Here is a 25,057-nt window from a genome sequence, read left to right on the forward strand (position 1 = left end):
TCAACCTCCATTCATTTACACTTAGTAAAATTGAGATAAACTATCCTTATTTATTTATGATACGAGTTTGTAAGGACCGTTGTTCCTAATTACTTTTCATTTTTTTAAATGTAGGCACGTTACCTAGCTACAGTGAAAAATACTAGAACTAGGAAAATACCTATTTTTTTATGAAACTGAGAAAATTGTTGGCAACTTATGTTGGATAACCATACATTAATCATACAAGGATTGGAGGATGGTGACTGGATTGATTGAGGATCAAATTATAGTTGATCAGTTTGAAGAAGAAGAAAGTGAGTATGTATTAACACCAGAAGAAGAAGAAAAGCTGTTAAAACTTGCAGAAACAATTATGCCTTATTGGGATTTTTCAATAACTAATATTGAGGTTATCCAAGGGGGGCAAATGGCACTCGTTTGGAAAATCCATACAACAGAGCAAGTCATTTGTTTAAAAAGAATACACCGCCCTGAGAAAAAAGCGCTTTTTTCTATTTATGCCCAAGATTACTTAGCACAGAAAGGTATGAGGGTTCCAGGAATTATACCTAATAAGCATGATGAACTCTATTCTAAACATGGACCATTTTTGTTTGTTGTCTATGATTGGATTGAGGGCAGACCATTTGAATTAACCGTTACTGAAGATGTCGAATTCATGATGAAAGGGCTTGCAGAATTTCATTTAGCATCGATAGGTTACTTGCCACCACCAGGTGTTCCGGTATTTAAAAAGCTTGGCAGATGGCCAAATCATTATATTAAAAGGTGTCAACAGATGGAAACATGGAAGCTAGTTGCGCAAAGATTTCCTGATGATCCTTTTTCACAAACTTATTTAGCTGAAATAGATGCATTTATTGATGAAGGACGTAATACATTACAGAGACTATTTGAATCAGAGTATCAAACATGGGTACAAAGTATGGAGGCTACACCTACTTTATGTCACCAGGATTATGGCACAGGTAATACATTGTTAGGAACAGATGAGCAGATCTGGGTAATTGACCTTGACACCGTATCGTATGATTTACCAATCCGTGATTTGCGCAAAATTGTCATACCACTGCTGGACACTAGTGGTGTTTGGAATGAAGAACAATTCAATATTATGATAAATGCTTACGAATCAATTTCACCTCTTTCTTCAGCACAAAAACAAATTATGTTCATTGATATGTTGTTCCCTTACGAGCTATACGATGTGATCCGTGAACGATATGTACGTCAATCTCCATTACTACCCGATGAATTAACAGGAGCGTTGGAATATGAACGAATTAAATCCACCGCATTAAATAAGTTGATTGACCAAATATAACAAAAGCTCTAAATGTCTACACGACAATTAGAGCTCCCTCCATACCATACAGCTACGACAATCCTACCATCGTTATTAGTTCAACCTCATCGATATTAATCGTAATTGTTTCGCCAGTATCTATCAAATGCATTGAAATTTTTTCATCCGTTTGTTCAATAATCGTACCTTCAAACATATCATTGATCGTTTTAATTTTACATTTTACACGTGGTAGTTGTTTTGGCGGATTTGCTAAAAATTTCACTTTTTCAACTAGGTCCATTTCTTTAAAAGGTTTAATTGAAGATTTTTTAGCATATTTTCTCTTTTCTATTATATGATCAGGCTGTTCTATTTTTTCAACACTATCTTTGTTATCGATTTTATTTATATCAGTTACATTTATAGATTCATTATTATCCACCTTGGCTATAAATGTTTTTTGCATAGATGATTCAATTGTACTTAAGTTGGGTTGTATAATATACATAAATGGTGTATTTTTAATTTTTTGTTTTTCTTTCATGCTCTTTCACTCCTTAATTCGATTTCCATCAATATATATTTATGCACTTCGTACAACAAATTACCTAAATTTAAGAAAAAAAACCTTCTTTTCATTTGAAAAGAAGGTTTTTAAAACGATTTATACTTTCGATTATAAATTTCTAAACTATTTTTTTCGATTTACCTTGCTAGAATGTGATATCCAGAATCTACATGGATATTTTCACCAGTAATACCTCTTGAAAAGTCACTGAATAAAAACGTAGCTGTGTCACCAACCTCTTCTTGTGTTGTTGTACGACGAAGAGGTGCACGTTCTTCAATTTCTTTTAGAATAGAGTTAAAATCACTTACACCTTTTGCTGACAATGTTCGGATTGGTCCAGCGGAAATTGCATTAACACGTATACCATATTTCCCTAAGTCATTCGCTAAATATTTCACACTAGCTTCAAGTGATGCTTTTGCAACACCCATCACATTATAGTTTGAGACCACACGTTCTCCACCTAAATAAGTTAAAGTAATAATACTTCCACCTTCTGTCATAAGGTCCTTTGCTTCTTTTGCGACAGCTGTTAAAGAGTATGAACTAATGTTATGTGATAATAAGAAGCCGTCTCGAGATGTATTAAGAAAATCTCCAGTTAGCTCTTCTTTATTTGCAAAAGCTATACAGTGAGCAATCCCATGTATAGTACCTACTTCATCTTTTATCTTGCTGAAACAATTAGCAACTTCTTCATCGTTTGTAACATCACAAGGTAAGACGAGTGTATCATTCCCTTCCAACGTGTCAGCAAGATCTCGGACATTCTTCTCTAAACGCTCACCTGCAAAAGTAAAAATAAGTCTTGCACCAGCATTATGAAGTGAACGAGCGATGCCCCATGCTATGCTACGTTTATTTGCAACGCCCATTACAACGTATGTACGTCCTTTTAAAGAAAAAGACATGTATATCCCTCCTGAATTATTACAAGTTATTAGTACCTAGTAATAAAAATAGTATAACATATTTTTGAGCACATTCATAATATATTTCTCATAAGCAAAGGGCCAGCTTCGTATACCCTATGGTCTGTATCATTTATAGCAATATTGTATACAGAATATAGAGTATAGATTCAGACCCTTTTTTTAATCAATATTTATGAATAGCTTTATTATTCACCAAATTCAAGTACTCTTCTTAACTCTTCTACATACTCTCGTGACCCTGTTACAATGAGCCTGTCACCCATTTTCAGTTCAGTATCCCCGTGCGGTACGATCGAATCTTTTCCTCTGAACATTCGAACGAAAATCACATCACCAGTAAAAGGAAAATTACGCAGCATTAAACCGTCGTATTTAAGATTATTCATATTGATTTGGTATAACGCAGTATCTTGATTAGTTAAGATGTTCATGACACTTGGAGACTCAATTAATGCCTTTAACAAGGCTTTCGTCGATAAGAATACCGAGAACACATCGACATTTCTTGACTTTAGCTCCTCGTCTAAGTTCGGTGACTCAACCCTCGCAATGACACGATCCACACCATACTCTTTTGCAAAGATGGCTACTTCAGCATTTATTGTTTCTTCACCAGTTGTTGCTACAAAAATATCTACATCAAATACATCGAGATTCTTTAATGATTCAATCGAATAGTCAGATACTTCAACAATCTCAAACAATGAATCAGCAATTTTCTTCTCAATTTTCTCTTGTGTAACATGATATAAAGTTGACTCATATAAAGCTGGGTTTAATTCTCGTGTCACAGTTAGAGTATGTTGATTCGCTCCAATAAAGGCAACCTTTAATTTACGCATTTCTCCTTCCTGTACTGGGAAGATCTTTTTAAATGCAATTGGAGAAACAACACTTGTTATAACTGCTACTAAAATAAATGCATCTGACATTTGTTGACTAATAATTTCCATCCGAACACCAATAGTTCCTGCGGCAATTACTAAGGACAAAGTTGATGTTAGAAGAAAACCAGAAGCAAGAACTGTTTTTCGATCATACCAAATTCTTAATATATAAATAGGGATTATTTTTGAGATAAACAAAGCTCCTAGCAATAACGGAATAAACAATAACAATTTAGGGTGTTCAAATAAGGACCAGATGTCTAAATTTACCCCGACCATGACGAAAAAAATTGGTATTAAAAAGCCATAACCGAATGAGTCTAATTTATGGACTAGATCTGCATTTGGTGCTAAAAGGGAAACAAGTACTCCAGCTAAAAATGCTCCTAATATATTTTCTGCACCGATTGTTTCAGATAATGCCACTAATACAATAATTAATGCAAATACCGCCCTTGTGCCAATCTGAATTGTTCCTTTAGACATCGTTTCAAGAAAAGATTGGTTACGGAAATATTTCCCCAATAAATAAAAGATAACCCCAACACCAAACAAGATCAGTAATAACCAAGTGCTACCTTGTCCAGTATCATAAATAGAAACAAAGACAGCTAATAAAATCATTGTCACTAAGTCTGCAATGACAGCTACTAACAGGATCGTTTGGCCGATTGATGACTTCATAATTTGAACGTCTTTGAGTGTAGGAACAACAACCCCTAGGGAGATTGTAGAAATAATTAATGTCATTAAAAATGCATTTTCAATGATACCAAACCAGACAAATATGTATGATAGAACTAAGGATATACCAAAAATACCTACAAAAATAAGAAATCCAACAAGAAATGGATTTGGTGCATCTTTTCCACTGCTCAATTTTTCCTTCTTTTTACTTCCAGCAAATGCTGAGAAGTCGATTTCTAGACCACTTAAAAACATTAAAAAGATGAAGCCTAACATCGACAGCGTTTCTAGCCACATGTCAGGATGTACGATATTAAATCCACTTTTTCCAATAATTAGCCCCATCACAATTTCTGCAACGACCAACGGAATGAGATTCAATCGCAGTCTATGAAGTAAAATTGGAGTTAAAAATGCAATGATTATTACGATAACTAGCGAAGTGACAGAAGCATGTTGCTCCATATAATATTCCTGCCTTTCTAAAGTAAATAGCTCATAAATAGTGTTGCCATTCCAAAATAAATTAAAATACTTAATATGTCATTGATAGTAGTAATAAATGGACCAGATGCTACTGCTGGATCTATTTTTAACCTGTGCATAATTAAGGGGACTAATGCACCTGCAATCGTAGCTACGATCAAGGTCGCTAAAATTGACAGTCCTACGAGAATACCTAAAAATATATTATGTTGCCAAAAATATACGATTATTGTAACAAGTACTCCACACGTAACGCCAGTTATTAGTCCAGTTCCTGCTTCACGGATAAGTAATTTCCATTTACTCTCATGCTCATGATCTCCTGTAGCAATTCCTCTCACTGCAACCGCCAATGCTTGTGTTCCAGTATTACCCGCCATCCCTGCAATGAGCGGAATAAACATAGCTAAGATTGCAACTTGTTCAAGTGTTCTTTCAAACTTACCAATGAGGTTAGCAGTCATCATTCCTAAAAGAAGTAAAATAATTAACCAAGGTAACCTTTTACGTGCTGCAGTTAAGGAGTTTTTGTCAAAACTGTCTACGTCGGAAATAGCTGCTAATTTTGAATAATCTTCAGATGCTTCTTCATCCATTACGTCCATAATATCATCTACAGTGATAATCCCTAAAAGGTGATTTCTAAAGTCTACCACAGGTACTGCTAAAAAGTTATAGTCCTTCATCTTTTTAGCTACCTCTTCCTGATCTTCTGCTACAGAAACTGCTAGCACGCGATCATACATCATATCTCCTATCATCGTTTCATCATCAGATATAATTAAATCCCTTAATGATATGACACCTACTAATTGCTTCTCTTCATTGATCACATATACATAGTAGATCGTTTCTGCACGCGGTGCCTCTTTTTTCAAAATATGCATCGCTGAACGAACAGTTTGATTTGCATGAATAGCAATAAATTCAGTTGTCATAATACTTCCAGCTGTAGATTCTTCGTAATGAAGTAAATCTTTAATTTCTCCAGCTGACTCGTCATCCATGATCGTTAAATAACTAGCTGCCTGATCTTTATCAATTTCATTCAAGACGTCAACGGCATCATCTGCATACATTTCCGCAAGCATGTCAGCAGCAAAGTTTGGATTCATCTCAGATAATATCCGTTGATAATCTTCTTCTTCAATTTCAATGTTCTCGAAAATTGCAGCCATCTCTTTAGGTGATAAAAAACGATATAATAGCATTCTAACATTTTTGTCTAACTTCACGAAAAATTTGGCTTGATCATATGGATGTAAGTCAAAAAACTTTTCTCTAAAATATTCAATATTTTCTTCTAACAGTAACTGAATCAGTTCATTAAAGTCTCTCAACGTGTCAAATTTTTTATTATCACTCATTTTAGTTAACCCCCTCTCTAGTCTAAAATCATAATTCCTTACATTTTTTAAAATGTAAAATAAACCCACTTAATATCTACTACACGAAATCTTATGTATCGGAGGATGCTCAAGTTAACAAAAATTATGATAAACTAATTACACTGAATGTTATTCAGTACTTTTTTAGCAATAGTATTAACTAATTATACTTACTGTTAATAAAAGGAAAACGAGTCACTATTCTCTTATTGAACACGTGTCACTACATCCTTACGATAACAATAAGACTTACTATTGTAACAGGAAAAAATTTTTATACACATTATACTAGCAAATGTATAGTAAAATGTCGCTAGTTATGTCAAAATATATCGAAGAGAGAAATAACTAGAAGAAGGTTTATACAATGGAAAAAGAAAAGACTCAACCAAAGATAGATTATATGATTGTGTTGTTAATGATACTTTTTGTAATATATAGCTGTATTGCTATTTATAGTGCTAATTCAGCATATGTGACAAAACAAATTGTTTGGTATGTGATTGGCTTAGTAGCTATTCTTGTGACGATGATTATTGATTTTGACCGCTTCAGACAAATATCTTGGATTTTATATGGTCTTGGCATGCTTCTTCTGCTCGGCTTAGAAATTATTCCAGAAGGAGATTTTGTCAAAAATATAAATGGAGCAACAAGTTGGTATCAGTTTCCTGGGGGGCTTGGAAGCTTTCAGCCATCTGAGGTGATGAAAATCTTCCTCATCATTCTATTAAGTCAAATTGTGTTTCGCCACAATGAAAAATATCCTATTCGGACACTTAAAGAAGACTTATTGCTATTTATGAAAATCATGCTCATTTCGGGGCCACCTCTGCTACTTGTTATGATGCAACCCGATCTTGGTACTGCAATGGTATTATCCGCTATTATCGCATCTATTATCCTTGTATCTGGAATCAAATGGCGCTATATTGCAGCATTGTTTTTTTCAGTAATCTTAATCATAAGTGTCGTTGTTCTTATATACTTCCTAAACTTTGACTTTTTCGTCGAATATTTCTTAGGAGGAGATAGTAATTCATACACATTAGGCAGATTTTACGGATGGCTTGCTCCGTACGAATATCCTACCCAAGGGTTCCAGCTATTACAATCTTTATTGGCTATTGGATCTGGGGAGCTAGTCGGACGAGGGTATATGACTGAAGGTGTACGTATTCCTGAAGCACATACAGACTTTATTTTTGCAATTATAGCAGAAGAATTTGGTTTCATTGGTGCTTGCTTGCTAATCTCTATTTTCTTCCTGCTTATCTACCGGATCATTCATACCGCTCTAGAAAGCAATGATCCTTACGGCAGCTACCTTTGTACAGGAATTATAGGCATGATTACATTTCAAGTTTTCCAAAATATAGGTATGACAATAGGTCTTTTACCCATAACAGGAATTCCTCTTCCTTTTATTAGCTATGGTGGAAGCTCCTTGCTTACCTACATGATTGCTATAGGAATAGTATTAAATGTGCGTTCGAGAACAATCAAATTTATGTTCGATTAAGATACAGGTTACTCAAAAAAGTTGCCATTATTACTCTCCTCTAGCAACATGAAGAGGTTTTTCCTATTGGCTTGCTTTTAGGAACATAAGCTGTCATCATTATTAGCTTTAGAACTTGCGAAGACGCCCTACACAAGCGTAATATTCCGTTTGAAGGTTTTGGAGTAGAGTGAAAATCACACAAAAGCGAAGCTCATTTGAAAAGAGCTTCGCTTTTTAGTTATGGGTAGTTAGTCATTCAAACATCTAATGTTGAATGATTAACACCTCAACCAAGAGGAGATTCCTTTAGCGTAGCACAAAGTTATTTTTCAATTTATTACCTAAACCAACATCACGAATGTCGTACTTGCACCTTTGTTGCCATAACCTATAATCCTACTGTCACATTCGCATCCTTTATTGTCCATACCATTAGTTTTACTGTCGCAACCGCCTCCTTTATTTTCTAAAACTATAGTCTTACTGTCCCATTTGCACCTTTTACTATCCAAACCAATATCATTAATGTCGTACTTGCACCTTTATTGTCATAACCTATACATTCGCACCCTTCATTGTCCAAACTAGAAGCTTTTTCTGACTCATCCGCAGCTTTTTTAGCTGCTCTTATTCATTTGTGTTAGACTTTGTCATATTCGTAGCATGATGTATTTTTATATAACGATCTGTTTGGAATAGTGAAATGCAATGTAGCTTATTATAAAAGAAGAAAAGTTCTATGATGTTTTTTCAACACACCTCGAAATTAACTCGATTATAGATGACAATTATCTGAAGAAAAAATCACATTTGAGATGGAGAGTTAAAATGCTTATTGTTAAGGAGAGTACATAATGGACATTGACGTCATTGGAGATATACATGGGTGTTATAACGAATTCAAGCTGTTAACAGAAAAACTTGGTTACATATGGTCATCTGGGGTACCATTACATCCTAATAATCGTTGCATAGCATTTGTTGGTGACATAACAGACCGAGGACCGCATTCCGTTCGTATGATTAACATCGTTTATTCTTTAGTAAAAAATCAGCATTCATTTTATGTACCAGGTAATCATTGTAATAAACTGTATCGTTTCTTTTTAGGAAATAAAGTTCAAGTCACCCATGGATTAGATACGACGGTCGCTGAATATAATCAGCTTAATGTTTATGAACAACAAGAAGTCAAATCTAATTTTATTGAGCTTTATGAGAATGCACCATTATATTATCAAATTAATAATAGCAAACTGATCATTGCACATGCTGGTATCCGCGCTGATTTTATTGGAAGAAACGACAAGCAAGTCAAGACGTTTGTACTGTATGGAGACATAACGGGAAAGTTGAATGACGATGGGACACCAATTAGAAGAGATTGGGCTCAAAACTACAATGGAGATAGCTGGATTGTATATGGCCATACACCTGTCAAACAACCTAGAATCATTAATAAAACGATAAATATAGATACAGGTGCTGTATTTGGAGGGAGCTTAACAGCCTTTCGTTACCCTGAGATTGAAACTGTCGCTGTACAATCAACTATGCCATATATTGCTGAGAAATTTAGAACGTTTGAAGAGGATGAGCAACAAAATAATACACGATCATAATACGCTAAAATGTTACAGTTAAATCTCAAAATAGTTCTGCAATCAGGTGAAGGCTTTCTTCACCTGATTGCCCATATGTGTAGAGTACTCTCCTACTTATCAAATTCAGTCGTAAGTGAATGCATATCATCAGGTAAATTTTTTTGAAAGACTAATTCCTCATATGTAACCGGATGACAAAATGTTAACTTGTGACAATGCAGAGCTTGCCGTTTAATATGTTGCACTGTCCCACCATATAGAGTATCTCCCTCTAATGGGTGACCAATATGCGACATATGAACCCGAATTTGGTGCGTCCTTCCGGTTTCTAAACGTAATTGTACCAATGTATAAGTAGGATACCTTCTTACTACTTGAAAATGAGTAATTGCCTTCTGTCCATCATCCCTAACTTCCCTTTCAATGATACTATTACTTTTCCTTCCAATTGGTGAAGTAATCGTTCCACTATTTAATGTCACCAACCCGTTTACTATAGCGTAGTAAACTCGTTTAATTTGTCCTAACTGTTGTTGTTGTGACAGCAAATGGTGAACATGACGATGCTTCGCTACCAAAACCAATCCAGATGTATCACGATCAAGTCTAGTGACAATGTGAACGGTAATTTGTAAGCCCTGCTCCTTATAATAGTTCAACAAACCATTTGCTAGGGATCCTTGAGGATGTTGACGTGAAGGAATAGTCGGCATATTAGGTGGTTTGTTGATAATTAACAGATACTCATCCTCATAAATAATTTCTAAAGGAATATTTTCCGCTACTATACCTTTACCAATTGGTTCTATTGGGAATACAACTACTACTTGATCACCTTGCTTTAGCCTGTAGCGAACATTCTGAGATTTTCCATTAACAATAATATCTCCACCTGCAAACTTGATATCAGTGAGTGAAGCCTTTGAAATATGTTGCTGCTTCAAAAAATCACGAATGAGCTTATAGTGATCTTTTTCAGAAATTATCCATTGTAGTTTAAAGTTTTTCAAATTGTAGTCATTCCTTAACAAATGAATCACGAACACGTTTCCAAAATGGAAACGGTCGAAAGCGAGCAAACCTTATTTTCTCATGAGCAACCCGATATTGTATAGATTTAACCTCTTTATGAAGTAGTGTTAAATGATCTATAGTGATTTGAAAATCTACATCATTTACGGGCTTAAACAAGCATGTATGGTGCCCTGGCAATATTAAAGGTGAGCCAATCGTACGAAACACTCTATTGTTAATAGAAGCCATCTCAGCTACTTGTATAGCCTCTAATGATGGATGTAAAATAGCACCGCCTAGTGCTTTATTATAAGCTGTACTGCCTGACGGCGTTGAAACACATAACCCATCACCTCTAAATGTCTCGAAATGCTGACCTTTTATTTCCACGTCCATAACAAGAGACCCCTCAACACTCTTTACAGTACATTCATTTAGGGCTAAATACCTTTGTTCCTTAGCTCCATCTAAGTAACGAATAATTACTTCTAATATTGGGTACTCAATCACTTGATAAGGTGTTTTTGCAATAGCTATAACAAGCTTTTCAATTTCATCTGGAACCCAATCCGCATAAAAACCTAAATGACCTGTATGAACACCTACAAATGCAGTTTTATCGAGTCTGCTTTTATAACGATGGAAAGCATACAATAGCGTACCATCTCCACCTACAGAAACGACTATATCTGGCCGATCCTCATCATATACTAGATCAAAATCTAATAAGTATGTTTTCATTTTATGCATTAATGTATTTGATGTAGTGTCACCTTTTGAAGTTACAGCAAATTTCATTATCAACATCCCTTTTCAAGTAATCAAATGATTAATCTGAATCATGTACTTCCTTTTTCTTAGTAAAGAATGCTTGTGCCTCTTGAATTTCTTCACGGATTAAGGACATCTCCTCATCTAATCTATATGCTGCCTCAGCAGCACTCTTTAAACGAAGCTGGATGTCCTCTGGAAATTGACCACGATATTTATAATTGAGTGAATGCTCTATTGTAGCCCAGAAATTCATCGCTAATGTTCGTATTTGTATTTCAATAAGAATTTGTTTTTCACCTTTAATCGTTTGCACAGGGTATCGAATAACTACATGATGAGAGCGGTATCCACTCTCTTTATTTTGATTTATATAGTCTCTCTCTTCAATAATTTCAAAATCATTGCGCTTTTGTAACATTTCTACAACTATTTTAATATCATCAACAAATTGACACATAATTCTTAATCCAGCGATATCTTGCATTTCCTCACTTAAGTTACTGAGAGGAATATTTTTTTTTGCTGCTTTATCTAATATACTCGCAATTGGCTTTACACGCCCTGTTACAAATTCAACAACTGAATGCTCAGAATGCATAACAAACTGCGAGCGCATTCCTTTAAGTTTTACTTTTAACTCCTCGACTGCTTGACGATAAGGAGCTAAAAACACGTCCCAATGTTCACCCATATTAAACACCACCATCTACTCTTACGCTGAAAGATTTAGCTCTTTATATATATGTAACAGTATAAAAATCTTTGAGGTTTAACTATGTAACCTAATCAGTTAGTTAAAAATATTTCCTCCACTTTACTAACCATTTCGTCACCATAGTTTGTATTTCCTTCAATATTATTAATTAAGTACTCTAACTCTTCTTTCATATTTTCAAGTTGAAGACGTTGATTCCCCACCTGTAAAACAGCTTGGTAATTATGTAAGAGAAGCTGCTTTAACCCTTTCCAACAAGCATGTGGAATCTCTATATAAACATACTCTTCATCACATTCAATGATATAAATAAAGGCAGTCTGATCTGAATCAACAAGCATTTGCTTCGTATCTTTTCCTTTTGTAATATTAATACTTGTATCATTTGAGCATAGTTGTATGATTTGCTCATTTATTTCGTAACTAGTTATCGTAATTATTTTTCGCATGATGCTCTCCTTCTATAGTGAATGTTGGTTTTATTTTATCACACTCTTGTATATGAAGATAATAATTGCGATTGTCATAAATTAAAGAGATAATGTAATGATACAGGTAGAAGGGACGTATTCAAAGTGACTCAAGAAATTGAAATTGAATTTAAAAATATTTTGACGAAAATTGAATTTAACAACATGCTAAATGCTTTTTCAATAAACAATACACATTTCAAATCCCAGGTAAACTATTATTTCGATACAAACGATTTTGCGCTTAAAAGTAAAGCTTCTGCATTGAGAATCCGTTTAAAAGAAAACGAATATATGCTAACATTAAAGCAGCCAGCCCAAGTCGGCTTACTTGAGATACATCAACCGCTTACAGATGAACAAGCACAACGATTGCTTCGCAACGATTTTTCCATAAATGGAGAGGTTCTTCAGCAATTAAAAAAACTTCATGTTCCAATTAACGAAATAAAGTATTTTGGTTCACTTTCTACAAATAGAGCCGAAATAATATATGGGGGTGGAACGCTAGTTTTTGACCATAGTCATTATTTAACAATAGATGATTACGAAATTGAATATGAAGTAAGAAATTACGAAACTGGATTTGCTACATTTCAAAAACTGTTAAGTAAATTTCAAATTCCTGTACGTAAAACAGAAAATAAAATTCAAAGATTTTATAATTATAAGATTAACAAAGAAGAAAGTTGACAATGAAAATGTTCATTTCATAAATACATAAGGTTGATTTCGAATAAATTGTTGCTTACCTAAGAGCTCACTGTGAATATAGCTAACATTTGGGGGCATCTTTTCTGCTCTAATGGTTATAACAGTTATATAATGACTTCACTTTCTCAATTATAAATAAAAAAAAGCAACAAAGTTTACGGAAAGAGCCATACATAACAAAGAAAAATAATGAACGCAATGATACCATAGACAAATCAAATCAACTTTTGTCACTTCATATTCAATCATTTATATTCTCACAATGTGGCTGATTGGATTTAGCGTTAAAAAAGGACATGCGATCTGTTCACTTTAATAACGTAAGCAACATATTAAAACTTCCTCGTATTTTAGAAAGATAGGTGATTAAATTGAGTATTGATCATTTAAAAGTTATGATGGAGCTTCAGGCATTGAAAAATTTTCAAGTAAGCTCATCACAAACATCATTAAATGAGTCTCTATTTAAAGAGCTTTTAAATGAATATTTAGTGGATTCAAGTGCTCCAGCAAATGTTTCAGTCCAAAATAGTCAATTAACAACACAAGCATATGCTCAACAACAGCTAAACGGAAGTATCGCAAGTGACACTAGCACTCCAAAAACATACGATGAGATCGTAAATAATGCTGCACAAAAATATAATATTGATCCAAAGTTAATTTTGGCTGTGATAAAGACAGAGTCCAACTTTAACCCAAATGCAGTTAGTCGAGCAGGGGCAACTGGTTTAATGCAATTAATGCCTCCCACAGCTAAGGCGTTAGGTGTTACAAATTTATATGATCCGGAAGAGAATATTGCAGCTGGGACGAAATATTTACGTGATATGCTTAATAGATACGATAACGATCTTGAATTGGCTCTAGCTGCATATAATGCTGGCCCAGGAAATGTAGATAAGTTTGAAGGTATCCCACCATTTAAAGAAACGCAAAACTATGTTAAAAAAGTAACTAATACATATCACTCATTATAAAATTAAAGTGTTTTTTTCTATTATTAATAGCTAAAAACCTTGATAGTACCTCCTTTAATCAGGATGGTATTTTTTTGTGTACGAATTTCAGTGCTCTTTATTTGAGATAACTGTTATAGATTGCTAAAATAAACATACATTTACTAAGTTTTTTATAAGCGTAAAGTCCTTAGTCCTCCAAAAGTACTATAAGGAATAAGAGACATCATTGGATAAAAAAAATTAAGATGCTTAACCCTTACAAGTGTTGTAGTGCCTTTTCGACTTATGATGAAAATCTTTTTGTCTTCAGTCGAAAAGGTGTAACAATGAGAGAGGTTAGAACTTAGAAATAATCTATTCTACAATAAAAAAGGAGTAGTCAACATGACCGATAAGATGTTAACACCATTTGTCGCAATAGGTGGCGAACAATTCATTGATAAGCTAGTAGATGAGTTCTATCTCCGAGTGAAGCAACATGCTGAGTTGGCTCCTATCTTTCCTAACGACTTAACCGAAACTGCACGTAAACAAAAACAGTTTTTAACACAATATTTAGGTGGACCAAACCATTATACGACAGAGCATGGTCACCCGATGCTACGTGCCCGACATATGCCATTTGAAATTACACCAACTAGAGCAAGAGCATGGTTACAATGCATGAAAGAAGCAATGGATGCAGTAAACCTTAACGGTCCTGTGCGTGAAGAGTTTTATAACAGATTAGTATTAACTGCCCAACATATGATTAACACACCTGATCAAGGAACAGAGACGAAAGGGGTTTCATTTTGAAAAAGCAACAATCAAGTAATATGCAAAACCATACCTTAAGCTCTCATACACCACAAAGAAAGCCATTAGAATTATACATGTTTGTTGATCCGCTTTGTTCTGATTGTTGGGGTCTTGAACCAATCGTAAAAAAATTAATAATTGAATATGGCCGTTTTTTCTCATTGCGTCATATAGTTAGTGGAAAATTAGAAACTTTACAACTTAGAAGAAAGAAAAGCCATGAAAATATGGCTATGGTTTGGGAAAGGGCAGCAAGCAGAAGTGGAATGTCATGCGACGGAACAATATGGATGGAAGATCCAATTTCAACACCCTATGCAGTCTCAGTTGCGATTAAAGCAGCAGAGCTTCAAGGTCGAAAATCAGGGAACCGATTTCTAAGAAAAGTACAAGAAGTGCTATTTTTAGAAAAGCAAAACATTTCTAACGAAGAAGTTTTAATTGAATGTGCAAAAGATGTAGGACTTGATGTTGACGAATTTATTAAAGATATTCACTCACCAAGTGCTGCAAGAGCACTACAATGTGACTTGAAAATTACTTCGGAAATGGATGTACAGGAAATACCTACACTCATCCTATTTAATGAACATGTGGAAGATGAAGGGTTAAAAATATCTGGGTGCTATTCTTATGATGTTTATGTGCAGGTCATTCAAGATATGCTCGGTAGAAAAGTGCAAGCAGACCCAGTTCCTCCACTTGAAGTGTTTTTACAGCATTTTAGGTTTGTAGCAACAAAAGAAATATCTGTTGTCTACGATATGTCTTGTAATGACGTAGAACGAGAGATGAAAAAACTTGCATTGCAAAAAAAGGTTGAAAGAGTTCCTGTAAAATACGGGACGTTCTGGAGATATATCCAGTAGCTTAATCACTTTATTAGGGCTGTTCTCCTAAACTTTGTTGCTATTATTCCTAACTTAGAGAATTAAGATGTCCATTTGCGTAACACTCTGCGTTTTGCAGAATAAAGGTAGAGGAGATAAACGATAAGTGACAATGTATTCAAAAATAGCCTTGTAGAAAGAGTCTGACCAATCATGTGTAAGACTCTTTTTCTTTACGTTATTATTATTAAGAAATATACATTGATTGTTTCTTTTCCAACATATATCGATAATGGTAAGTCAATAGTATTACGATTAGCCTGGTGTTTGTATGAATTATTTTTACTCATTCATTGTCCAAACCATATAACCCAACATATATACACACATTGTTCTCGTACTTGGACACCTAGTTAACAAAATTGTAGCAATGCTTTTCACATAGTGATGTTATTACTGAGATAATAACCGAACACAAAAAGTATTCTTAGCATTTTTTCTTACATTTATAGTAGTTAAGTTTGCGAAGAGAGACAAATAAAAAAAGCTTAGTAAGCATAAACTAAGCTTTTTTCATGTATGTCTAAAGACAACAAAGGGGATGGGAGAAATTTTCACGGTCAAACAAGGGGTATTGTTTGTTTGTGATTAACTTCACAAGTATAATATAACAGATGAATGAAACAATGGCAACAATTCTGCTCACCCTTTCACAATTTTGTCATACATTACACTTATCCATCATACAATATACATTATAACTACTCGTACCACATTCCAAATATCATTATATTAACGGACAGAAAGGTTGATGGTATGAAACTTGTCGTTGTACTATTTAGTATTTTTTTTATAGTTGCTTTAGCTATACAAATACTTGGGTTAATGCAAATTATTCCGATCTATATTAGCTCTCCTTTACTTTTTATTACTATCTTAAGTTTCATAATCTATCTTAACGATCGTAATCGCTTTCGTGGAGTTTAATTAACTACACCACTTCACATCATTAATAATATAAGTGCGTGCAACCCTCTTATCCATCAGTGCTTGTTGAACAATAAAAAGGAATGGGGATTCCCATTCCTTTTTCGAGTTATTTTGTTAATAGCTGTTCCATTTCATTCAACTTCTCTTCAAAAACTTGACAAGCTTCTTTAACTGGAGTTGATGAAGTCATGTCAACTCCAGCTTTTTTCAATACTTCAATTGGATAATCTGAACTACCCGCTTTCAAAAAGTCCATATATCTATCCACAGCTGGTTGACCTTCATCAAGGATTTGTTTACTCAAGGCAGTAGCAGCACTGAATCCAGTAGCGTATTGGAATACATAGTAATTATAATAAAAATGAGGGATTCTTGACCACTCAAGACCGATTTCTTCATCAATGACAAGATCATTTCCAAAATATTTTTTATTTAAATCATAATAAGTCGTTGTTAATAATTCGGCTGTTAACGCTTCACCTGCTTGCGCTTTTTGATGAATAAGATGTTCATATTCAGCAAACATCGTCTGACGGAATACTGTACCACGGAAGCCTTCTAAATAATGATTTAATAAATACAGACGTTTTTGTTCATCATCTATTGTTTTCAATAAATAGTCATTAAGTAGCGCCTCATTACAAGTTGATGCTACTTCAGCTACAAAGATTGAGTAATTTCCATATGGGTATGGTTGGAATTTTCGAGTGTAGTAGCTATGCGCTGAGTGACCAAACTCATGCGCAAGTGTAAATAAGTTATTAACATTATCTTGCCAGTTCATTAGAATATATGGGTTTGTACCATATGTCCCTGATGAATATGCCCCACTTCGTTTGCCTTTAGTTTCATGAACATCTACCCATCGATTATCTAGCCCTTCTTTAATCACGGCTAAGTAATCCTCACCTAACGGAGTAAGACCTTTCATTAAATAATCCTTGGCTTCCTTGTAGGTTACCTCCATTTTCACGTCTTTTACAAGTGGTGTATATAAATCATACATATGAAGTTGATCAACACCTAACAGCTTTTTACGTAAAGAAATGTATTTATGCAATAAAGGAAGGTGATCATTTACTGTATCCACTAAATTATCATAAACTGATTCAGGTATATTATTAGCACTTAATGCTGCATGACGAGCTGACTCATAATTTCTCACTCTTGCATTAAAATTATCCTTCTTCACAGCTCCACTTAATGTACTAGCAAATGTGTTTTTATATTTACCATATGTATCATAAACAGCTTTAAATGCATTTTCTCTAACTTGACGATCTTCGCTCTCTAGGAAGCGTATATAACGTCCATGTGTTACTTCAACCTCATCCCCATTCTCATCTTTTATAGTTGGGAATGTAAGGTCGGCATTGTTAAGCATCCCAAACGTATTACTAGAAGATGCCATCACTTCAGATGCTTGGGCTAACAAAGCTTCTTCACTAGATGACAGCACATGTGGTCGTTGACGCGTAATATCATCCAATGCCTTCTTATATAACTTTAATTCTTCTTTATTATCTAAAAACTCTTTAAGCTGACTCTCTTCCATGGCAAGGATTTCTGGAACTACAAATGATAAAGCGCTAGAAGCTTGTGTGTACAGATTTTTTGCTCTGTCATCTAAACCTTGATAGAAAGAGTTCGTTGTATCTTGATCATAACGCATATGTGCATAAGAATAAAGCTTGCTAAGTCGCATCGTTATTTCATCTTGTAGTTGTAATAAATCATATAAAACTTCTGCAGAATCTGCTAGTTTTCCATTATATTTTTGGACATTTGGAATAAGTGCCTTCACTGCATTAAATTCATTTTCCCACACTTCATCAGATGCAAAAATATCTTCTAATTTCCATGTATCTTCAATACTTATTTCATCTCTTGTAGGTATTTTCTTCACTGCTGCCTGTTCGGACATCGTATAGCCTCCTTAAATTCACATTTCTAAATTGTTTGAACAATTCATATATAACTATTTATTATTATATGATAGTAACTTATTCATTATATCATAATCCAATAAAACTGCATCTTCAGAAGATTTAGGTAGCGTAAATTCTTTTTTTACTTTAAACCCTTGATGTTTAATTTTTTTTATCACTTGTAATTTCTCTAATAAAAGCAAATATTCTCTAATAGCATTAGCATAATGTGAGTTTGTCACTAAAGGTAATGTTCTAATCGATATTTTATTATTAGTGATTCGTAGGTTCACACAATTAAGTATGTCAGCGAATGTGAAAGTTCCCCCATTACTTTTCATAAGAATATCAACATATATATAAGCTTGCCAAACAATCGGTGGTGTCTCAAACCAATAGGAATAATTAGTAGGTATACCAACTTCCGCTGGAATTAGGCTCGGTGGGATTTTTTTTTCATACAATACATGAAGTAGTTTTTCGAGGTCTTTTGAAGGATAAACCGTACAATATAAACGCCAATACTTCTTTTTATAAGCCCAATTTTCATAAAGTGTTTTCCCATGAAAACCTTTTGATTTAAGCAACTGATAAAATGTACTTGAATGAAGTGGAAGAGAAACTATACCAGAGAGAACTTCAGTTGAAGAGAAGAAAAGTGGATTTTCGTTAAGATAAAACTGCCGTTTATACGGACAAAAGTATATGATCTTGCCATAACGCCCATATAGATCTTCAATAAATAATGATTGAAACTGAGATATCTTCATGCACCGAGAAGTTATTTTCATAAAGCTAGCTGCTAATATCCAAACTGGAATAATACCATATTTTTTATAAGCCGCTGTTCGTTTGGCAAAAAGTTCAGTACTAATCGTAGAACATTGAAACTCAATCGCATATACATGATGATTGTCTCTAATAATTAAATCAGGTCGCTGTTTTATGTTGCTTATATAATGCTCTAGCTTGATAGAAAATGATTGTTTTTTTAACCATTCATATATCCCACTTTTCCCTTCCATATGATACTGAGATTCTGGTTCAATCGAAAATTTACAATTCTCCTTCGTTTGATGTGCAAAGTGAAATATTCTTTTCGTTCCAAGCTTAAGGTACATCATTTCGCCACAAGATGGACAATAAAAGCTTTCGTCTCTTTTTAGAATTTCAAGCTCCTTCCGCGTCCAGTTTTCAACTAATGATACTTGTTTATTATTACTTAATTTTGCGACTAACACATTGTCACCACCCTTTCTATTTGTCATTCAACTAAAATAGCAAAATCCCTTTAGACTATTTACAAAAACTTTGGTGCTAATGATATTTAATTAAAATTGCTAGCACTTATGATAGACAATTGTCAGCGATTTATTAAATAATTGTTACTGATCGCAAGTTATAAGCTGTTTTACCGTAGCTCGGTGTTAACCTTTTATTTGTATCGGTATATATCTCATTGCCTAATGTATTAGGCTACTATCGGATTAATTGTTGCTTTTCATAATAAGAGCTAAACATGCTTAATAATCGGTTAGGGCATCTTTTCTTCTCTAAAAAACTATAAAAACCATATAATCCACATCAGTTACTCAAATAAAAGCAATAAAGTTTACGAATAAGAGCCTAAATAAAAAAGGGTCTAAACGCAAAGTTTGACCCTCAAAAAAGATACCCTTGTTATAATAGTGGCGACAACAATCGTGCAGTTGACTCATATAAACGAACCCAAATTGGCCTGGTACTAAATTGCTCCTCGGTAATAATATCAGAATGTGCGATGTCATGAATAAAATCATTTGTTAATGCTCGAATACTATTTGTTCGATATAAGAATGCGTTCACTTCAAAATTCAAATGAAAACTTCTCATATCCATATTTGATGTTCCAATTGAGGCAATTTCATCATCCACAATTAGAATCTTACTATGCATAAAGCCTTTTTTGTATTCATATATTTTCGCCCCTGCTTCTAACAGCTCAGGGAAATACGAACGGGATGCATAAAATACAATCTTTTTATCTGGACGTTTAGGCATCAATATTCTTACATCAATTCCGCTTAAAGCAGCAACTTTTAACGCTGTGAAAATATCTTCATCAGGAATAAAGTAAGGCGTTGCAATCCAAACAGATTTTTCTGCCGAAATGATCATAGAAAAAAAGAGCTGCTTTATGATTTCCCATTCGTTATCTGGTCCACCAGCAATTAATTGAACACCGCCCAAGTTCTCTTTATCAATTAACTGTGGAGACAAATAGCTCGGAGTTAACAACTTTTGTCCAGTCATATAGTACCAATCCTGTAAAAAAATCAATTGTAGAGTCCGTACTGATTCACCTTGAACAGCTAAGTGTGTATCTCTCCAAAAACCAAAATAAGAATCTTTACCTAAATATTCATCACCAATATTTAGACCACCAACGAAACCTATTGTTCCATCAATCACTACTATTTTTCGATGATTACGGAAGTTAATTTTGTGGTTTAGAATGGGTAATTTAACTGGAAAAAAAGGAATCATATCCACCCCAGCTTTTCTCAATTCTTCAATATAGCTTCTTGAAAGTTTCCAGCAGCCAACTGCATCATATAAAAAGCGTACTTGAACGCCATTTTGTGCTCGCTCAATCAAAATATCTTTGATTTGCTGCCCAATGTCATCATGCCTTACGATGTAATATTCAAGGTGTATATGATGTGTCGCCCCTCTTAATGCCTCTAAAATATGAGAAAATGTTTCCTCACCATTTGTAAGCACTTTCGTTTCTGTTGAAAAAGATATTGGGCTTTTACCTAAATTCTGTGCAAGGCGGAAAAGAAGCTGTTGATGCTCCCCCATATGAGTTATTTTTTCCTCACTCCAATATGGTCCACCTTCAATTTTTAAATATGTCTGTTCATCCAACAACGCTTTTTTAGCAAATAACTTACGCTTGCGAAAATTACGACCAAATATTATGTAAAAAATAAAACCTAACAACGGAACACTACCTAAAATGATAAGCCATGTTAATGTTGCTGTTGGATTTCTATTTTCTAAGAAAATAACAAAACCAATGAAAATAACTGATAAACTAATAATTAAACTAGCCGCTCCTAGAATCCAGCCTTCCCAATATTGTTTTGTAACATAAAATAAGATAACTATAATAAATGAAAATACTAAAACCTGTAATGTTTTTTTCATTCCCCACACCACCTCATACTACAGTTCTTCAACCCTAAGTTAGCAAAATTAATTAAAATTTGCCCACACTAACGTGGGCAAAAGTCCAATTGCATTACTGCATTTAATAACACTCACAAGTATTTTAATAAAGCCGATTTCACTATTTCAGAAATCGGCTTTTATTATCTTGATGGGAAATGATTAGCTATAACCGTCATTGCATCTTCTTTAATGATTTCGTTTCCGTACTCTTCTAGTCGATGAATTGTCACTGTTGTTTCTTGCCCATACTCTAACAACAAGCTTATAATAGCGTCCAATTCATCCCCTATCATGTTTTCTTCATTAAATTCAACATATAAATAATATTGTCCTTCGAATGAAAATAATCGATTCTTGAATGGTGATGCATCTATTCGATGTGACAATGAGATAATATGTTCAAAATCATCAAACCTAAGTAAAAATTCGAGTTGTTCATCGTCTACTTGGTTAACATTTTGATTATAATCATCCTTAGCTGGGCTAAATTGTTGATCAAGTAACTCTTCTATTTTCTCATCAACAGGTAATTCCTTTATTCGATCTTCTGATAAAGGAATCTCATACCGATTCCCATCCTTTGAAAGTTGAGCTTTTGTTACGAGTACCTCAAGCCCTTTATCTAATGCTTGGACTTGTATCCATAACGGACCTTCCACCACAAAGTCTTCTTCTTGATGAATTTCATCCATCATTTCCCAAAAAAGTTCTTCACTTCTTTCACGATTATACCATATTTCATCACGGTCAAATCCTCTTTCTTCAATATCTAAATATGAAATATAAAATTTTACAGTATTCTCATTTATTCGTTCAATTTCCATATAATTAACTCCCTTCCATAGGATGTTTTTGAAGGGACTTATTTACCCCCGTGATACACTTTTTCACGATTATAATCATTCTTGTACTTTTATTTTATGACAAATACAAAAGGAATGGAAATAAAAAATACCGATTATTTAAAAACCATCTACTGCCCAATAAGAGCAGACAAAAAGCCTATATAAACTTAATTAGTCTCTTTTTTATGGACTTGTAGTTAGTTTATCAACATAGCAATGTATCGTTCTTATTCTTTCCATCGAACCTTCTAGAGCGAGATCATTTATATCACGTAATACTATATAAAATGTCGTTTTTTAAAGATGGCCATATATTTGTTATTTACTCGTCATAATGATGAATGTTGCTTACTATACTTGTACTATTAATAAAAAAAGCTGCTTTCGCATTTTTTTATTATGCTACCTAAAAAATAATCAGAATATAACCATCTTTGCACCAAACACTAAGATTTCATTAATCTAGTTTAACAGTCGTCATTTAGTAAAAGAATCAGCTAAGTTTACAACAAAGCCATAAAAAAGATAGCGCTATTATTTAGTTAACAGGAGGACGAAAATGGATTTTGATTACGTAATTACAATCATGATGATTATTGGAATTGACATCGTATTAGGCGGCGATAATGCTGTTGTCATTGCCTTAGCAACAAGAAATCTTCCTGAAGCTAAAAGGAATAAAGCTATCTTTATTGGTACTACCTTTGCTATTATTGTTCGTGTTTGTTTAACTATTATTGCAGCTTTATTAATGACTATCCCGTTATTGTACATGATTGGTGGAATATTACTTCTCAGGATTGCTTATCAATTACTCGTGTCAGAGAGCCAAGATCAAGCAACACTTAAAGCGAGTACTTCTTTATATATTGCTATTCGAACAATTGTCTTTGCAGATATTATAATGGGTTTAGACAATGTAATTGCAATAGCTGGAGCCTCACAAGGACATTTGCCACTCGTAATAATTGGTGTGTTAATCTCTGTTCCAATTATTATTTGGGGCAGTAAACTAATACTATACATAATGGATCAATACCCTATTATTATCTATATAGGAGCAAGTATTTTAGCATTTACTGCCGGAAGAATGATTACACATGAATTATATTTTACACAATTTTTTAACCACTATAATTACGCAAAAATCATTATACCATATATTTGCATTTTACTTGTAATTACAGGTGGATATATTAGTAATCGGATCAGAGTAGTTCGTTAAACGGCACAAGACTTTTAAATTAACTAAACATGATAAGCCTTGTTCGGTCTTGTTAATAAAAACTTGAAATTAATTCGCCACTCATACATCCACAATTCGCAACTTTGTTTCTGTTATTAGCATCTTACGAAAACCAACAAGCTATTCGCTAAAAATCTCAGCCAATGCTATGGCTGCGAATGTGATTTAAATTTTAAATAATACGTACACAACTAGAGTTCGTGAAGTATTTTTTTCTTTAAAACGATGACACACATAAACAACTAATAGTTGCGTTTTTCTATATTGTTATTAATAGCAGAAAATTTTGCGAAAAGAACCTAAGCTAAAAAACTTCTACATCGAGATGTAGAAGTTTTTTTATATTCCAGATTATTGGTTTACTAATTTTTGCGCTTCTTTCAATTGAAAAGTTCTGACTTTACGCGGTAAAAATCTTCTAATTTCATCTTCGTTGTAACCTACTTGAAGTCTTTTCTCGTCAATGATAATTGGTCTTCGTAACAATCCAGGATTTTCACGAATAAGACTATACAATTCATTCAATGGTAAAGTATCAACATTAACATTTAATTTTTGAAAAGTTTTTGATCTTGTAGATATGATTTCATCTGTTCCTTCTTCTGTCATTCTTAAAATCTCTTTAATTTCTTCGATAGTTAGAGATTCTGAAAATATATTTCGTTCTTTAAATGAAATATCGTGTTCCTCTAACCAAGATCTTGCTTTGCGACAGGAAGTACAACTTGGTGATGAATATAAAGTTACCATTGTTTCTTCACTCCCATAATTTATGTGGATAGAAAGCTCACATAAGAAATAATTTCATAAATTAAAAGTTACCAAAAGTTCAGTATATCTGATAAGAGAATGTTAACGAATTGTACGAGTAAACATGTTGTAACATAAACAATGCTTCAGCTTATATTCTCCACCTTTTGATACTCTCTAAAATGTTATACGTAAATAAACACAAAAAGTTTCAAAAAAAGAAAAAAAAATCTAAATTGAAATAAATCTAAATAAGTAATGTCTATTGATAATTATACAATAAATATATATAGAAAGATATACTTTTTTCAATTAATTATGTGTAAAAAAACCCAGCGACAGCTAGGTTTTTTCTTAATATATATTTTATTTTAGTGTAATTTTCTATAAAATGTAATTTGTATTTAATGGTATTGAATCTTTTTGTCAGGACTGTTTTCTCATTGACA

The 25,057-nt window shown here is 33.6% G+C and carries 22 protein-coding genes; 9 read left to right on the forward strand and 13 right to left on the reverse strand.

The features are described 5' to 3' along the window. Positions 1 to 238: 238 nt before the first annotated feature. Positions 239 to 1,327: a spore coat kinase CotI gene (gene cotI, locus V1503_RS03410; protein WP_410624857.1), complete on the forward strand. Its 1,089-nt coding sequence runs from the start codon at positions 239 to 241 to the stop codon at positions 1,325 to 1,327. Positions 1,328 to 1,379: 52 nt separating this feature from the next. On the opposite strand, the gene V1503_RS03415 is transcribed toward cotI, so the two are convergent. From V1503_RS03415 to mgtE, 4 genes are all read right to left on the reverse strand, one after another. Beyond that, on the reverse strand, positions 1,380 to 1,835 hold the full coding sequence (locus tag V1503_RS03415) for a CotO family spore coat protein (protein WP_410624859.1): 456 nt from the start codon (positions 1,833 to 1,835) through the stop codon (positions 1,380 to 1,382). Positions 1,836 to 1,996: 161 nt separating this feature from the next. After that, a complete protein-coding gene (gene fabI / locus V1503_RS03420; protein WP_214483305.1) occupies positions 1,997 to 2,773 on the reverse strand; it encodes an enoyl-ACP reductase FabI in 777 nt (258 codons plus the stop codon). Positions 2,774 to 2,982: 209 nt separating this feature from the next. Then, positions 2,983 to 4,836 carry a monovalent cation:proton antiporter family protein gene (locus V1503_RS03425; protein WP_410624862.1) on the reverse strand — a complete coding sequence of 618 codons (1,854 nt, stop codon included), beginning with the start codon at positions 4,834 to 4,836 and terminating at the stop codon, positions 2,983 to 2,985. Between the two features lie 17 nt (positions 4,837 to 4,853). Continuing rightward, complete coding sequence (mgtE, locus tag V1503_RS03430) at positions 4,854 to 6,224, reverse strand: magnesium transporter (RefSeq protein ID WP_410624864.1); 1,371 nt, start codon at positions 6,222 to 6,224, stop codon at positions 4,854 to 4,856. A 388-nt stretch (positions 6,225 to 6,612) separates the two neighbouring features. Here mgtE and V1503_RS03435 point away from each other — a divergent pair, with 388 nt between their 5' ends. Together V1503_RS03435 and prpE are read left to right on the forward strand one after the other, a co-directional pair. Next, on the forward strand, positions 6,613 to 7,767 hold the full coding sequence (locus V1503_RS03435; RefSeq protein ID WP_320259156.1) for an FtsW/RodA/SpoVE family cell cycle protein: 1,155 nt from the start codon (positions 6,613 to 6,615) through the stop codon (positions 7,765 to 7,767). 836 nt (positions 7,768 to 8,603) lie between these two features. Continuing rightward, positions 8,604 to 9,371: a bis(5'-nucleosyl)-tetraphosphatase PrpE gene (gene prpE / locus V1503_RS03440; protein ID WP_410624866.1), complete on the forward strand. Its 768-nt coding sequence runs from the start codon at positions 8,604 to 8,606 to the stop codon at positions 9,369 to 9,371. A gap of 92 nt (positions 9,372 to 9,463) precedes the next feature. On the opposite strand, the gene V1503_RS03445 is transcribed toward prpE, so the two are convergent. The 4 genes from V1503_RS03445 to V1503_RS03460 form a co-directional block, all read right to left on the reverse strand. Beyond that, complete coding sequence (locus V1503_RS03445) at positions 9,464 to 10,363, reverse strand: RluA family pseudouridine synthase (protein ID WP_410624868.1); 900 nt, start codon at positions 10,361 to 10,363, stop codon at positions 9,464 to 9,466. A 7-nt stretch (positions 10,364 to 10,370) separates the two neighbouring features. Beyond that, the gene (locus tag V1503_RS03450) at positions 10,371 to 11,165 is read right to left on the reverse strand and encodes an NAD kinase (RefSeq protein WP_214483299.1); all 795 of its coding nucleotides are present in this window, start codon (positions 11,163 to 11,165) and stop codon (positions 10,371 to 10,373) included. A gap of 31 nt (positions 11,166 to 11,196) precedes the next feature. Beyond that, positions 11,197 to 11,832, reverse strand: a complete 636-nt coding sequence (yjbM, locus tag V1503_RS03455) for a GTP diphosphokinase (RefSeq protein ID WP_214483298.1) — start codon at positions 11,830 to 11,832, stop codon at positions 11,197 to 11,199. 95 nt (positions 11,833 to 11,927) lie between these two features. Beyond that, a complete protein-coding gene (locus tag V1503_RS03460) occupies positions 11,928 to 12,305 on the reverse strand; it encodes a UPF0738 family protein (protein ID WP_410624871.1) in 378 nt (125 codons plus the stop codon). Positions 12,306 to 12,431: 126 nt separating this feature from the next. On the opposite strand from V1503_RS03460, the gene V1503_RS03465 reads away from it, so the two are divergent. The 5 genes from V1503_RS03465 to V1503_RS25140 all read left to right on the forward strand — a co-directional run bounded on the left by V1503_RS03465 (position 12,432) and on the right by V1503_RS25140 (position 16,620). Continuing rightward, on the forward strand, positions 12,432 to 13,019 hold the full coding sequence (locus V1503_RS03465) for a CYTH domain-containing protein (RefSeq protein WP_410624873.1): 588 nt from the start codon (positions 12,432 to 12,434) through the stop codon (positions 13,017 to 13,019). Between the two features lie 392 nt (positions 13,020 to 13,411). Then, positions 13,412 to 14,020 carry a lytic transglycosylase domain-containing protein gene (locus tag V1503_RS03470; RefSeq protein ID WP_410624875.1) on the forward strand — a complete coding sequence of 203 codons (609 nt, stop codon included), beginning with the start codon at positions 13,412 to 13,414 and terminating at the stop codon, positions 14,018 to 14,020. A gap of 366 nt (positions 14,021 to 14,386) precedes the next feature. Then, the gene (locus V1503_RS03475) at positions 14,387 to 14,800 is read left to right on the forward strand and encodes a globin domain-containing protein (RefSeq protein WP_214483295.1); all 414 of its coding nucleotides are present in this window, start codon (positions 14,387 to 14,389) and stop codon (positions 14,798 to 14,800) included. 20 nt (positions 14,801 to 14,820) lie between these two features. After that, positions 14,821 to 15,672: a ClpXP adapter SpxH family protein gene (locus V1503_RS03480; protein WP_214483375.1), complete on the forward strand. Its 852-nt coding sequence runs from the start codon at positions 14,821 to 14,823 to the stop codon at positions 15,670 to 15,672. Positions 15,673 to 16,449: 777 nt separating this feature from the next. Continuing rightward, positions 16,450 to 16,620: a hypothetical protein gene (locus V1503_RS25140; RefSeq protein WP_496113356.1), complete on the forward strand. Its 171-nt coding sequence runs from the start codon at positions 16,450 to 16,452 to the stop codon at positions 16,618 to 16,620. 109 nt (positions 16,621 to 16,729) lie between these two features. On the opposite strand, the gene pepF is transcribed toward V1503_RS25140, so the two are convergent. The 4 genes from pepF to mecA all read right to left on the reverse strand — a co-directional run bounded on the left by pepF (position 16,730) and on the right by mecA (position 22,591). Next, positions 16,730 to 18,547 carry an oligoendopeptidase F gene (pepF, locus tag V1503_RS03485; RefSeq protein WP_410624877.1) on the reverse strand — a complete coding sequence of 606 codons (1,818 nt, stop codon included), beginning with the start codon at positions 18,545 to 18,547 and terminating at the stop codon, positions 16,730 to 16,732. A gap of 54 nt (positions 18,548 to 18,601) precedes the next feature. Continuing rightward, a complete protein-coding gene (locus tag V1503_RS03490) occupies positions 18,602 to 19,792 on the reverse strand; it encodes a competence protein CoiA (protein WP_320259162.1) in 1,191 nt (396 codons plus the stop codon). Positions 19,793 to 20,231: 439 nt separating this feature from the next. After that, entirely contained in the window at positions 20,232 to 21,743 is a 1,512-nt protein-coding gene (gene cls, locus V1503_RS03495) for a cardiolipin synthase (RefSeq protein WP_410624879.1), read from the reverse strand. A gap of 164 nt (positions 21,744 to 21,907) precedes the next feature. Then, positions 21,908 to 22,591: an adaptor protein MecA gene (gene mecA / locus V1503_RS03500; RefSeq protein ID WP_410624881.1), complete on the reverse strand. Its 684-nt coding sequence runs from the start codon at positions 22,589 to 22,591 to the stop codon at positions 21,908 to 21,910. 580 nt (positions 22,592 to 23,171) lie between these two features. Here mecA and V1503_RS03505 point away from each other — a divergent pair. After that, entirely contained in the window at positions 23,172 to 23,837 is a 666-nt protein-coding gene (locus V1503_RS03505) for a TerC family protein (RefSeq protein ID WP_214483290.1), read from the forward strand. Between the two features lie 372 nt (positions 23,838 to 24,209). Here V1503_RS03505 and spxA read toward each other — a convergent pair whose 3' ends face one another. Next, on the reverse strand, positions 24,210 to 24,608 hold the full coding sequence (spxA, locus tag V1503_RS03510; RefSeq protein ID WP_214483288.1) for a transcriptional regulator SpxA: 399 nt from the start codon (positions 24,606 to 24,608) through the stop codon (positions 24,210 to 24,212). Positions 24,609 to 25,057: the final 449 nt, after the last annotated feature.

Origin of the sequence: Nanhaiella sioensis (assembly GCF_046557775.1) — a bacterium.
Lineage (GTDB): Bacteria > Bacillota > Bacilli > Bacillales > SM2101 > Nanhaiella > Nanhaiella sioensis.

Bases quoted from the DNA above. Each gene is read 5' to 3' on its own strand.
- cotI (WP_410624857.1), top strand. From the start codon at position 239: ATGGTGACTGGATTGATTGAGGATCAAATTATAGTTGATCAGTTTGAA.
- V1503_RS03415 (WP_410624859.1), bottom strand. From the start codon at position 1,835: ATGAAAGAAAAACAAAAAATTAAAAATACACCATTTATGTATATTATA.
- fabI (WP_214483305.1), bottom strand. From the start codon at position 2,773: ATGTCTTTTTCTTTAAAAGGACGTACATACGTTGTAATGGGCGTTGCA.
- V1503_RS03425 (WP_410624862.1), bottom strand. From the start codon at position 4,836: ATGGAGCAACATGCTTCTGTCACTTCGCTAGTTATCGTAATAATCATT.
- mgtE (WP_410624864.1), bottom strand. From the start codon at position 6,224: ATGAGTGATAATAAAAAATTTGACACGTTGAGAGACTTTAATGAACTG.
- V1503_RS03435 (WP_320259156.1), top strand. From the start codon at position 6,613: ATGGAAAAAGAAAAGACTCAACCAAAGATAGATTATATGATTGTGTTG.
- prpE (WP_410624866.1), top strand. From the start codon at position 8,604: ATGGACATTGACGTCATTGGAGATATACATGGGTGTTATAACGAATTC.
- V1503_RS03450 (WP_214483299.1), bottom strand. From the start codon at position 11,165: ATGAAATTTGCTGTAACTTCAAAAGGTGACACTACATCAAATACATTA.
- yjbM (WP_214483298.1), bottom strand. From the start codon at position 11,832: ATGGGTGAACATTGGGACGTGTTTTTAGCTCCTTATCGTCAAGCAGTC.
- V1503_RS03460 (WP_410624871.1), bottom strand. From the start codon at position 12,305: ATGCGAAAAATAATTACGATAACTAGTTACGAAATAAATGAGCAAATC.
- V1503_RS03475 (WP_214483295.1), top strand. From the start codon at position 14,387: ATGACCGATAAGATGTTAACACCATTTGTCGCAATAGGTGGCGAACAA.
- V1503_RS03480 (WP_214483375.1), top strand. From the start codon at position 14,821: ATGCAAAACCATACCTTAAGCTCTCATACACCACAAAGAAAGCCATTA.
- V1503_RS25140 (WP_496113356.1), top strand. From the start codon at position 16,450: ATGAAACTTGTCGTTGTACTATTTAGTATTTTTTTTATAGTTGCTTTA.
- pepF (WP_410624877.1), bottom strand. From the start codon at position 18,547: ATGTCCGAACAGGCAGCAGTGAAGAAAATACCTACAAGAGATGAAATA.
- cls (WP_410624879.1), bottom strand. From the start codon at position 21,743: ATGAAAAAAACATTACAGGTTTTAGTATTTTCATTTATTATAGTTATC.
- mecA (WP_410624881.1), bottom strand. From the start codon at position 22,591: ATGGAAATTGAACGAATAAATGAGAATACTGTAAAATTTTATATTTCA.
- V1503_RS03505 (WP_214483290.1), top strand. From the start codon at position 23,172: ATGGATTTTGATTACGTAATTACAATCATGATGATTATTGGAATTGAC.
- spxA (WP_214483288.1), bottom strand. From the start codon at position 24,608: ATGGTAACTTTATATTCATCACCAAGTTGTACTTCCTGTCGCAAAGCA.